Genomic DNA, 11,537 nt, shown 5'->3' on the forward strand with positions numbered 1-11,537 from the left:
AGCACGCCTGGCCGATCGGTCGAGGATCAGAGGCCGCCGTACGAGTGGAGGCCTGTGAAGAAGATGTTGACGCCGAACAGGTTCATCAGCATCGTCAGGAAGCCGAGCACCGCGATCCAGGTCGCCGTTGTCTGCTTCACGCTCGGTGTTGCCCGGGCGTGCAGGTAGCCCGCGTAGACGATCCAGGAGATGAAGGCCCAGACCTCCTTCGGGTCCCAGCCCCAGTAACGGCCCCACGCCGACTCCGCCCAGATCGGGCCCGCGATCAACGCGCCGAAGGTCCAGATCGGGAACGCGAACGCGTGCAGGCGGAAGGACAGTCGCTCCAGGACCGCCGCGGCCGGCAGCTTCTCGCCGAGGCTGAACGGGAAGCCGTGGCGGCCCTTGTCCCAGCCGGACCTGAGGAGGAACAGCGCGGCCGGCACGAAGCCGATCAGGAACACGCCCGACGAGATGGCCACGGCGGTGACGTGGATGGCCAGCCAGTACGAGTCGAGGGCCGGCACCAGCGGACCGACGGGCACGTAGAGGAACAGCGCCGCCACGCCGAGGAGGACCACCTGGGTCAACGCGACGTAGAGGCCCAGGTGGCGCAGTGCCGGGCGCTGGAACATCACGACGATCCACGCCACGGCGGCGACCGAGGTGGCCGCCAGGACGTATTCGTACATGTTGCCCCAGGGCAGCCGGTCGGCCGCGACACCGCGGAACACCAGCGAGCCGAACTGGGCGACACCGGCGAGCACCAGCACCGCCCCGGCGATGCGGCCGGCCCACGACTGACGGGGCGCTGGCTTGCGCACTTCTGAAACGACCTCGACCACCGGAGGGCCGCCGGCCCCCACGAGCTCCCGTGTGGCCACCTTGGCCACCACGCCGCGGTCGCCGAACGCGTACACGGCGGCGTAGCAGATCATCGCGACGAGGTAGCCGAGCATGGCCACCACCAGCAGCGCGTCCGAAAAGGCGGCCATCAGGTCTTCTCTCTCACGGCGGCGACGGTCGAAGCGAACTCCTCGGCGAAGCCGGGGTAGTCGGTGCGCGGCAGGCCACCGGCTTCGAGCAATCTACTACTCGACGTCGGAGACGGGGAAGCCAGCCGGAAGAAGACGCGGCGGCGTTTCCCGAACAGCGAGCCCATCAGGCCGCCGAGGGCGAGCACCGCCGCGATCAGCGCGATGCCCTGTCCCGGGTCGTGCCGCACGGACAGCACGATGTATTTCTTCGTGCCCACGAACTGCACCGTCGAGCCGTCGTCCAGCGTCCAGGTCTCGCCGGGCTTGAGCAGCTTGCCCTCACCGACCGGCTTGAGTCGGCCCGAGTCGATCTGCGCCTGGTCGAGCCGGTAGACGGAGCTCGGGATGCCGGCGTCCAGGCCGAGGTTGCCGCGATAGGCCGTGAGCAACAGCCCTGGGTTGTTCTCGGCGGGGAAGTCCGAGCGGAGGAACGGTGCCTGGGCCGGCGCGGTCGGCATGTAGATGCCGTCGAAACCCATCTGCAGGTTCGCGTCGCGCTTGCCGGTCGCGGGGTCGACGTTGGCGTCCGGGAACGAGATCGCGCCGGTGCTGGTCTGCATCGCGTCGATCGACAGGAACGGACCGTCCTTGGTCTGCGTCTTCCCGAACCGGTCGGTGTAGCGCAGGATCGGCGCGTAGCCGTGGCCCAGCAGGTAGATCGAGGCGCCGTCCAGCCGCAGCGGGTCGTTGACGGAGAAGCTGGAGCTGTGGGTCGGCCCGTCGCCCTCGACGGTCACCGACGCGCGGAACTGCTTGGGCTGCCCGCTGGATTGGAACGTCGCCTCGAAGTCGTCCAGCGTCACGCAGAACGGCGGCAGCTTGCCCTCGTCGACGCGCGGGCCGAGCTTCGACTCGTCGTACTGCTGAAGGCTGTTGCAGAAACTCGAGTCCTTGCCGGTGACCAGGATCCGGTTGCCGTGCCAGCCGTACCAGGAGCCGAGCGCGACCGCGATCAGCACGGCCAGCAACGAGCAGTGGAAGACCAGGTTGCCGGTCTCCTTGAGGTAGCCCTTCTCGGCGGAGACCGCGTCGTCGCGGACGACGACCCGCCAGCGCCGCTTGCGCAGCGAGGCCGCGACCTCGTCCAGCGAGCCGTCGAAGTCCTGGACGACAGCGTGGTGCGGCAACCGGTCGAGCCGCGACGGTGCCTTCGGCGGCTGCGACCTGATCGCCCGGTAGTGGTCGCGCAGGCGCGGCACCACGCAACCGATCAGCGACGTGAACAGCAGCAGGTAGATCGCCGCGAACCAGGGCGATCCGAAGACGTTGAACCCGTCGACCTTCTCGAGCCAGGGGGCCAGCGTCGGGTGCTCGCGGTAGAAGTTCTGGACCTTCTCGATCTCGACGTTGCTCTGTGGCAGCACCGAGCCGGGAATCGACGCGACGGCGAGCAGGAAGAGCAGCACCAGCGCGGTACGCATGCTGGTCAGCTGCCGCCAGAGGCCGCGGGCGAGGCCGATCAGCCAGTTGCCCCAGCCGGGCCGCTTCGGGGCGGCCTCCGAAGTGGGTCGCGTCTCGGTCGTCGTCATCAGATGCCGATGCTCCCCGGGCCGACGCTGCTCTGGAGCCAGATCAGGAAGCTGTTCCAACCGCCTGTGACCAGCGCCAGCCCGATCAGGATGAGCAGCGCCCCGCCGACCCGGGTGACCCATTTGCTGTTGCGCCGGATCAGCTTGAAGAGCCCGAGCAGGCGGGTGAAGAACAACCCGAAGATCACGAACGGAATCCCGAGCCCGAGGCAGTACGCGACGGCTAGCACGACCGCACGGTCGGCCTGACCGGAGGTCCCGGCCAGCAGCAGCACCGATCCCATCGTCGGGCCGACGCACGGCACCCAGGACAGCGCGAACACGGCGCCGAACACCGGTGCGGCGAGCAGGCCGGCCTTCGGCAGCGCCTGGATCCGCAGCTCCCGCTGGAACCCGGGGATCACGCCGAGGAAAGCGAGGGCAAGCACGATGATCAGCGAGCCGACCACGATCTCCAGCACCCGGCGGTGCTCGACCATCACCCAGCCGACCCGGCTCACCAGCACCGCGACCAGCACGAAGACCGTGGTGAAGCCGACGATGAACAGCATCGTGCCGGCCAGCACCCGGCTGCGCTCGCGAACCTTGCGCTCCAGCTCGGTGCCGGCGAGGCCCGTCACGTAGGACAGGTAGCCAGGAACCAGCGGGAGCACGCACGGCGACAGGAAGCTGACCAGCCCGGCCAGCGCCGCCCCGCCGATCGCGAAGAACAGCGGACCGCTGGTGGCGAGGTTGCCGAACGTGTCGCCCATCAGGACGCCTCGGCCGCGACCCGCTCGACGACCGGCTGGAGCTGGTCCTTGGTGACGGCTCGGCGGATCACGTACGCGATGTCGCCGGACCGGTCGAGGATGATCGTCGCGGGGATGGAGTTGGGCGGGATCTGGAACCCGAGCGCCAGCTTGCTCGACGGGTCGAACACGCTCGGGTAGCCCACTCGCTGGTTGTGGAAGGCGAGCGCGGCGTCCCGGCTGTCGCGGATGTTGATGCCGAGGAACTCGACGCCGCTGCCCTTGGTCGTCTCGTAGACGGCCTCGAGGTCGTCGATCTCGGCCCGGCAGGGGGCGCACCACGATCCCCAGAAGTTGACGACGACGACCTTGCCGGCGCTCGCGGCCGAGTCGTACGTGCCGCCCTCGAGCAGCTCGCCCTTGACCTCCGGCGCGGCCGGTCGCTTGCCGGCGGTGCACTCGATGAACCCCTCGCTGGAGGTGCCGCACAGGTCCTTCCAGCTGTCGCCGCCGCGGCCGGTGATCACGTAGACGATGGCGGCCACCGCGACCGCGGCGACCACTATCCCGACGAGGAGCCCACGACGGCGCACGTCAGGCGCCCTTGGCGTGCTTGGCGTTGGGTGACAGCGCGACCAGGTGCGCGGCCGGCTCGGAGTAGCCGATACCGACGATCTTGGTGCCGTCGAAGTGGAACGAGGTCAGGCTGCACAGGCCGCACTGGCGCTTGCGCGGGTCGTGCCAGAGCCGCTTGCGCTCGACGTAGCGGCGCAGCGTCCAGATCGGCAGCTGGTGCGAGATGCAGACGGCCTCGTGGCCCTCGGCCGCCACCCGCGCGGCGTGCAGGGCGGCGAACATCCGCTCGGCGATCGCCCGATAGGCCTCACCCCAGGACGGGGTCAGCGGGTCGCGCAGCACCCACCAGTTGCGCGGGTCGCTGAACGAGCCGTCGCCGGGCGAGACCCGCTTGCCCTCGAACCAGTTGGCGCTCTCGATCAGGCGCTCGTCGACCGCGACCGGCAGGCCGAACTGGGCCGCGATCGGCTCGGCGGTCTCCTGCGCCCGTTCGAGCGGGCTGCCCACGACGTAGGTGACGTCGCGCTCGGCGAGCGACTGGGCGGCGGCCTTGGCCATCTGCCCGCCGAGCTCGCTGAGCTTGAAGCCGGGCAGGCGCCCGTAGAGGATCTTGTCCGGGTTGTGCACCTCACCGTGCCGCAGCACGTGCACCACCGTTGTCGTCAACTCGCGCCCCCCGCGTCCGCCGCCGCCCGCGCCGCGCCTGGCAGGGCCGCGGCCAACACCTCGAGGGCCGCGTCGTCGATCGCCGTCGACACGAACCAGGACTCGAACGCACTCGGCGGGAGGTAGACGCCGGCGTCGAGCATCGCGTGGAAGAAGGCCTTGAAGGCCTCGACGTTCTGGGCGCGGGCGCCGTCGAAGTCGACGACGTCCGCGTCGGTGAAGAAGATCGAGAACATGTTGCCGGCGTACGAGAGCCGGTGCGGCACACCCGCGGCGGCGAGCGCGTCGGCGGCGAGCTTGCCGACCGTGGCCGCGGTCTCGTCCAGTCGACGGTAGGTGGCGTCGTCGGCGAGCCGCAGCGAGGCCAGGCCGGCGGCGCAGGCCAGCGGGTTTCCGGAGAGGGTGCCGGCCTGGTAGACCGGTCCGGCCGGGGCGAGCCGGGCCATGATGTCGGCGCGACCGCCGAACGCCGCGGCCGGCAGGCCGCCGCCCATCACCTTGCCGTAGGTGAACAGGTCGGCGCCCGTGTCTTCGATGCCGGCCCAGCCGGACCGGGAGACCCGGAAGCCGGTCATCACCTCGTCGACGATGAAGAGCGCGCCGTTGGCGTGGGCGATGCGGGCGACGCCGGCGTTGAAGCCGTCGCGGGGCGCGACCACGCCCATGTTGCCGGGCGCGGCCTCGGTGATCACGGCCGCGATCTCCGCGCCGTCGGCGGCGAAGACCGCCTCGACCGCGGCGAGGTCGTTGTAGGGAAGCACGATCGTGTCGGCCGCCGCCGCGCCGGTGACGCCGGGCGAGTCGGGCAGCGCGAACGTCGCGACACCCGAGCCCGCCGAGGCGAGCAGCGCGTCGACGTGGCCGTGGTAGCAGCCGGCGAACTTGACGATCTTGGACCGGCCGGTGAAGCCGCGGGCCAGCCGGATCGCCGACATCGTCGCCTCGGTGCCGGAGTTGACCAGGCGGACCTGGTCGATCGGCGTCCGGGCGATCATCTCCGCGGCGAGCTCGACCTCGCCCGGGGTGGGCGTGCCGAAGCTGGTGCCCTTGGCGGCCGCCGACTGGACCGCGTCGACCACGGCCGGGTGCGCGTGGCCGTGGATCAGCGGACCCCAGGAGCAGACCAGATCGAGGTAACGGCGGTCGTCGGCGTCGAACAGCCAGGGGCCTTCGCCGCGGACCATGAAGCGGGGGGTGCCGCCCACGGCGCGGAACGCACGCACGGGTGAGTTGACCCCGCCCGGAGTGAGCTCACGGGCGCGGCGGAACAGGGCCTCGGATGCCGGCGCGGTGCCGGCCGAATATGTTTCGGTCACGGTGCTGCCATTCTGACAGCGTGTAGGAGATGGCAGGCAGGCGCCCCTCTCGGACACGCTCGACAGGCCGGGCCGGGTAGATCGCGATAGGCTGCTGGCGTGGAACGTCCGGAGTTGTCGATCACTGTGCGGCGCACTCCCGAGGAGGCCGTGCTCAGTCTCGTCGGCGAGATTGACATGCTCACGGGCAACCGTCTGGTCAATGCGATCACCGAGGTGCTGACCGAGCCGACTCCGCGGATCACGCTCGATCTCGGCGGCGTCACGTTCTGCGACTCCACCGGCCTCGGCACCCTCGTCGTGCTCAGCCGTAAGGCGCGTGACGCACAGAGCGTGCTCGTGCTGACCAACGTGGGTGACTTCCTCATGCGCGTGCTCGACATCACCGGCCTCCGCTCAGCGCTGATGGTCAAGAACGGCGAGCCCTCCGCCTAGCTATCCCCAGCGGGCCTGTTCGAGCATCGCTATCGCGCGCTCCTTGGCGCCCTCCTCGTCGGAGCGCAGCAGGGCGGTGGCCGCGTCGACTGCTTCAGTCAGGCCCTTCCAACGGGCTTCCCGTTCACGGACGTCCTCACTGTGCGCGGCGAGCTGACGACTCTTGGTCCACAGGTCGACGAAGACCGAGACCTTGGCCCGCAACACCCACGGATCGAACGGCTTCGTCAGGTAGTCGACCGCTCCCGCCGCGTAACCACGCAGGGCGAGTTGGGCGTCCCGGTCGGCGGCGGTCAGGAAGATGATCGGGACGTGCCGGGTCCGCTCGCGGCGCTTGATGTGGTTGGCCGTCTCGAAGCCGTCCATGTCAGGCATCTGCGCATCCAGCAGGATGACCGCGAAGTCGTCGACGAGCAGCTGTTTCAGCGCTGCCTCACCGCCCTCGACCGCCACGGACTTGACCGGCAGCCCTTGGAGAATCGCCTCCAACGCGAGGAGGTTTTCCTTACGGTCATCGACCAGAAGTGCTTTCGCGGTCCCACTCACCGCCCCACCCTAACCGTCAAACGCTGCCGCCCTCGTGGGTTGCCCGGCCTGCCGTGCCATGTACCCAGCTCGCCATCAGGTCGATCAGCTCATCGAGGTCGACCGGTTTCGTGATGTAGTCGGTCGCGCCGGCCGCGATCGCGGACTCCCGGTCGCCGGGCATCGCCTTCGCGGTCAGGAAGACCACCGGCAGCCCCGCGTTGTGCTGGTTGCGGCGGATCACCCGGGTGGTCTCGTAGCCGTCCTGGTCGGGCATCATCGCGTCCATCAGCACGATGTCGACCTCCGGGTGCTCGGCCAGGGTGCGCACGCCGTCGCCGCCGTTGTCGGCGTAGAGCACCGACATGCCGTGCAGCTCCAGCGCGCTGGTCAGCGCGAACACGTTGCGGACGTCGTCGTCGATGATCAGCACGGTGGCGCCGTCGAGCGCCCGGCTGGCCGCGCTGGGCTGACGGGCCGGGTCGGTGCTCGGCCGCAGCAGCGGAGGCACGGTGGTGCGCGGCGGTGCGGGCGCCGGCATCGGCGCCACGACCGCGTCCGGAGCCAGCACATCGGGTACGAGCAGCGTGAACGTCGACCCGACCTCGGGCTCCGAGACCACCGTGATCGTGCCGCCGATCAGCCGGGCCAGGTCGCGGCTGATCGACAGGCCAAGCCCCGTGCCGCCGTACCGCCGGCTGGTCGTGCCGTCGGCCTGCTGGAACGCCTCGAAGATCAGGCCCAGCTTGTCGTCGGGGACCCCGATGCCCGTGTCCGTGACGGAGAACGCGAAGACGGTGTGTGCCGCCTGCAACGTGGGCGCGTCGAGCTCCGGGCTCGGCTCGGCGGCCTGGATGCGCAGCGTCACCTCGCCGCTGTCGGTGAACTTGACCGCGTTGGAGAGCAGGTTGCGCAGGATCTGCTGGAGCCGCTGGGCATCCGTGATCAGCATGTCCGGCAGCTCCGGCGCCACCATCACCTCGAAGCGCAGCCCCTTGTCCTCGGCCTGCGGCGCGAACGCCTGCTCCACGTACCCCCGGATCTCGTCGAACCGCAGTTCCGTCGGTTCCACGTCCATCCGGCCGACCTCGATCTTCGACAGGTCGAGGATGTCGTCGATCAGCGAGAGCAGGTCGGATCCCGCACTGTGGATGGTGCGGGCGAACTCGATCTGCTTCGGGGTCAGGTTCTCCTCGGTGTTGTCGGCCAGCAGCCGGGCTAGTAGTAGGAGGGAGTTGAGCGGCGTACGCAGCTCGTGGCTCATGTTGGCCAGGAACTCGGTCTTGTACGCGCTCGCGGCGGACAGCTGCCGCGCCTTCTCCTCCAGGCCGATCCGGGCCAGCTCGATCTCGTGGTTCTTCGTCTCGATGTTGATGTTCTGGTCGGAGAGCTGCTTCGCCTTCTCCTCCAGCTCGTTGTTGGTGCGCTGGAGCTCGGCGGACTGTTCCTGCAGCTCGTGGGCCAACCGCTGTGACTGCGCCAGCAGCTCCTCCGTGCGCCGGTTGGCCTGGATGGTGTTGAGCGCGATGCCGATCGTCGCGACCAGCCGCTCCAGGAACGTGAGGTGCAGGTCGGAGAACGCGTCGATGCAGGCGAACTCGATGACGCCGAGCACCTCGCCCTCGAACAGCACCGGCAGCACGACCAGGTCACGCGGGCGGGCGTCGAGCATGCCGGAGCGCAGGGTCAGCGTGCCGGTGGGCTCCGCGCCGACCCGGATCGGCCGGCGGGACAGGGCCGCCTGGCCGACCAGGCCCTCGCCGGGGCCGAAGATCACGTGGTGGTCGCGGGCGACGTACCCGTAGGAGGCGGTCAGCCTCAGTCGCACCACGCCCTCGTCGGTGTCGGCCAGGAAGAACGCGCCGAGCTGGGCGTCGACCAGCGGGGTGACCTCGGTCATGATCATGCGGCAGACCTCGCCGAGGTCCCGCTGGCCCTGCAACAGACCGCCGATGCGGGCCACGTTGGAGTCCAACCAGCCCTGCTCGGCGTTCTTCTTCGTCGTCTCGCGCAGGGTGACGATCATCTGGTTGAGGTTGTCCTTGAGGTCCGCGACCTCGCCCTGGGCCTCGACGGTGATCCGCTGGGTCAGGTCGCCGCGGGTGACACTCGTGGACACCTCCGCGATCGCGCGGAGCTGGGTCGTGAGCGTCGAGGCGAGCTGGTTGACGTTGTCCGTGAGGTCACGCCAGGTGCCGGACACGCCCTTGACCTGGGCCTGACCGCCGAGCTTGCCTTCGATGCCGACCTCGCGGCCGACCCGGGTGACCTCATCGGCGAAGCTGCTGAGCTGGTCGACCATCGTGTTGACGGTGTTCTTCAGCTCCAGGATCTCGCCCTGCGCGTCGACCGTGATCTTCTGGCCGAGGTCGCCGCGGGCCACCGCCGTCGTGACGGACGCGATGTTGCGGACCTGACCGGTCAGGTTGGACGCCATCGAGTTCACGTTGTCGGTGAGGTCGCGCCAGGTGCCGGACACGCCCTTGACCTGGGCCTGGCCACCGAGCTGACCCTCGATGCCGACCTCGCGGGCGACGCGGGTGACCTCGTCGGCGAAGCTGCTGAGCTGGTCGACCATCGTGTTGACGGTGTTCTTCAGCTCCAGGATCTCGCCCTGCGCGTCGACCGTGATCTTCTGGCTGAGGTCGCCCCGGGCCACCGCCGTGGAGACCTGGGCGATGTTGCGGACCTGGCTGGTCAGGTTGGACGCCATGAAGTTGACGTTGTCGGTCAGGTCGCGCCAGGTGCCGGCGACGCCCCGGACCTGGGCCTGACCGCCGAGCTTGCCCTCGGTGCCCACCTCGCGGGCCACCCGGGTGACCTCGTCGGCGAAGCTGCTGAGCTGGTCGACCATCGTGTTGACCGTCGACTTGAGCTCGAGGATCTCGCCGCGGGCGTCGACCGTGATCTTCTGGCCGAGGTCACCCTTCGCGACGGCGGTGGTGACGGACGCGATGTTGCGGACCTGGCTGGTCAGGTTGCTCGCCATCGAGTTGACGTTGTCGGTGAGGTCGCGCCAGGTGCCGGACACGCCCTTGACCTGGGCCTGACCGCCGAGCTTGCCCTCGGTGCCGACCTCGCGGGCCACCCGCGTGACCTCGTCGGCGAAACTCGACAACTGGTCGACCATCGTGTTCACGGTGTTCTTGAGCTCGAGCATCTCGCCTCGGGCGTCGACCGTGATCTTCTGGCTCAGGTCGCCCTTCGCGACCGCGGTGCTGACCTGGGAGATGTTGCGGACCTGGCTGGTCAGGTTGCCGGCGAGCTGGTTCACGTTCTCGGTGAGGTCGCGCCAGGTGCCGGAGACCCCGCGCACCTGGGCCTGACCGCCGAGCTTGCCCTCGGTGCCCACCTCGCGGGCCACGCGGGTGACCTCGTCGGCAAACGAACTGAGCTGGTCCACCATCGTGTTGACGGTGTCCTTGAGCTCGAGGATCTCGCCCTGCGCGGCCACGGTGATCTTCTGGCTGAGGTCGCCGTTGGCGACCGCGGTGCTCACCTGGGCGATGTTGCGGACCTGGGCGGTCAGGTTGCTCGCCATCGAGTTCACCGAGTCGGTGAGGTCCTTCCAGGTGCCGGCGACGTTGGGCACCGCCGCCTGGCCGCCGAGCTTGCCCTCGGTGCCCACCTCGCGGGCCACCCGGGTGACCTGCTCGGCGAAGAGGCGGAGCGTGTCGGTGAGCGAGTTCATGGTGTCGGCGAGGGCCGCGACCTCGCCGCGCGCGCTCACGGTGATCTTCTGACTGAGGTCGCCTCGGGCGACGGCGGTCGCCACGGCCGAGATCGACCGCACCTGGTGGGTCAGGTTGGACGCCATCGTGTTGACCGAGTCGGTGAGGTCCTTCCAGGTGCCGGCGACGCCGCGTACGTCGGCCTGGCCGCCGAGCTCCCCCTCGGTGCCAACCTCCCGGGCGACGCGGGTCACCTCGTTCGAGAAGCTGCTGAGCTGGTCCACCATCGTGTTGACCGTGCGCCCGATGCGCAGGAACTCACCGCGCAGCGGGCGGCCGTCCATCTGGAGCGCCATGTGCTGCGACAGGTCGCCGTCGGCCACCGCCACGATGACGCGAGCGATCTCGGTGGTCGGCCGGCCCAGGTCGTCGATCAACGAGTTGATGGCGCGCTGGCTCTCCGCCCACGAGCCGTCGTAGCCCTCCTCGTCCAGCCGCTCGGTCAGCCGGCCGTCACGACCGACGATCCGGGCGATCCGGCGCACGTCGAGATGCTGCCGCTCCTGGGTGGCCACGACGTCGTTGAAGGCGTCGGCCACCTCACCGGCCAGGCCGGCCCGGCGCGGCAGCCGCACCTTGAGGTCACCCCGGGCTACGCGGCGCAGGCCCTCGGACAGCTCTTCGAGCTGCCGCCGGGCGTCGGCGAGCTCCTGCTGCTGCTGTTGCTGCTGGACATCGGCCAGCTCCCGCTCGCGCCGCCTGGCGTCGGTGAGCTCCTGGTCTGGCTGCCTGGCCTCGGCCTCGTGGGCCTCGCCGGGCTGCTTCGGCGCTTTGGCCCGCTTGGGCCCTTCGGCGGCGGACTGGTCCGCGGCGGTGTTCGATTTCGCCGTGGTCATGGTTCCTCGCTCGGTCTGCGTGGGGAGATCGCTCGGTCTGCGTGGGAGCGTGTCGGCGGGGGGATGCCGCCGGCAGCCTTCCCATCATGGCCTTTGCCGCATGCCGGGCGCGAGGCTACGCGTCCGGATTACCGCTGCCAGACCGGGCGGCTTGGAACATTCCGCCGCTTCGGGGC

Annotated in this window: 9 protein-coding genes; 1 reads left to right on the forward strand and 8 read right to left on the reverse strand. The window is 69.7% G+C overall.

Going from position 1 to position 11,537, the window contains the following annotated elements:
* Positions 1 to 26: 26 nt before the first annotated feature.
* The 6 genes from ccsB to hemL are packed head-to-tail and all read right to left on the reverse strand — an operon-like array spanning position 27 to position 5,834.
* On the reverse strand, positions 27 to 974 hold the full coding sequence (gene ccsB / locus AB0J88_RS14910) for a c-type cytochrome biogenesis protein CcsB (protein ID WP_364344667.1): 948 nt from the start codon (positions 972 to 974) through the stop codon (positions 27 to 29).
* The gene (locus tag AB0J88_RS14915) at positions 974 to 2,545 is read right to left on the reverse strand and encodes a cytochrome c biogenesis protein ResB (protein ID WP_364344664.1); all 1,572 of its coding nucleotides are present in this window, start codon (positions 2,543 to 2,545) and stop codon (positions 974 to 976) included. Before AB0J88_RS14915 ends, ccsB begins: the two co-directional genes overlap by 1 nt.
* The gene (locus AB0J88_RS14920; protein WP_364344661.1) at positions 2,545 to 3,297 is read right to left on the reverse strand and encodes a cytochrome c biogenesis protein CcdA; all 753 of its coding nucleotides are present in this window, start codon (positions 3,295 to 3,297) and stop codon (positions 2,545 to 2,547) included. Before AB0J88_RS14920 ends, AB0J88_RS14915 begins: the two co-directional genes overlap by 1 nt.
* Positions 3,297 to 3,821 carry a TlpA disulfide reductase family protein gene (locus AB0J88_RS14925; RefSeq protein ID WP_364346066.1) on the reverse strand — a complete coding sequence of 175 codons (525 nt, stop codon included), beginning with the start codon at positions 3,819 to 3,821 and terminating at the stop codon, positions 3,297 to 3,299. The genes AB0J88_RS14920 and AB0J88_RS14925 overlap by 1 nt, the downstream gene beginning before the upstream one ends.
* A 49-nt stretch (positions 3,822 to 3,870) precedes the next feature.
* Complete coding sequence (locus tag AB0J88_RS14930; protein WP_364344658.1) at positions 3,871 to 4,518, reverse strand: histidine phosphatase family protein; 648 nt, start codon at positions 4,516 to 4,518, stop codon at positions 3,871 to 3,873.
* A complete protein-coding gene (gene hemL / locus AB0J88_RS14935; RefSeq protein WP_364344655.1) occupies positions 4,515 to 5,834 on the reverse strand; it encodes a glutamate-1-semialdehyde 2,1-aminomutase in 1,320 nt (439 codons plus the stop codon). The genes AB0J88_RS14930 and hemL overlap by 4 nt, the downstream gene beginning before the upstream one ends.
* Positions 5,835 to 5,933: 99 nt before the next feature.
* Here hemL and AB0J88_RS14940 point away from each other — a divergent pair, with 99 nt between their 5' ends.
* Positions 5,934 to 6,269 carry an STAS domain-containing protein gene (locus AB0J88_RS14940; RefSeq protein ID WP_089252352.1) on the forward strand — a complete coding sequence of 112 codons (336 nt, stop codon included), beginning with the start codon at positions 5,934 to 5,936 and terminating at the stop codon, positions 6,267 to 6,269.
* On the opposite strand, the gene AB0J88_RS14945 is transcribed toward AB0J88_RS14940, so the two are convergent.
* Both AB0J88_RS14945 and AB0J88_RS14950 read right to left on the reverse strand, forming a co-directional pair.
* Positions 6,270 to 6,815, reverse strand: coding sequence for a response regulator (locus AB0J88_RS14945; protein WP_364344652.1), 546 nt, complete (start codon positions 6,813 to 6,815; stop codon positions 6,270 to 6,272).
* A 16-nt stretch (positions 6,816 to 6,831) separates the two neighbouring features.
* Complete coding sequence (locus tag AB0J88_RS14950; RefSeq protein ID WP_364346064.1) at positions 6,832 to 11,142, reverse strand: HAMP domain-containing protein; 4,311 nt, start codon at positions 11,140 to 11,142, stop codon at positions 6,832 to 6,834.
* Positions 11,143 to 11,537: the final 395 nt, after the last annotated feature.

The organism is Asanoa sp. NPDC049475, from assembly GCF_040676915.1.
Classification (GTDB): Bacteria; Actinomycetota; Actinomycetes; order Mycobacteriales; family Micromonosporaceae; genus Asanoa.

Excerpts from the sequence above, each read along its gene's own strand:
- ccsB (WP_364344667.1), bottom strand. The coding sequence starts at position 974 with ATGGCCGCCTTTTCGGACGCGCTGCTGGTGGTGGCCATGCTCGGCTAC.
- AB0J88_RS14915 (WP_364344664.1), bottom strand. The coding sequence starts at position 2,545 with ATGACGACGACCGAGACGCGACCCACTTCGGAGGCCGCCCCGAAGCGG.
- AB0J88_RS14920 (WP_364344661.1), bottom strand. The coding sequence starts at position 3,297 with ATGGGCGACACGTTCGGCAACCTCGCCACCAGCGGTCCGCTGTTCTTC.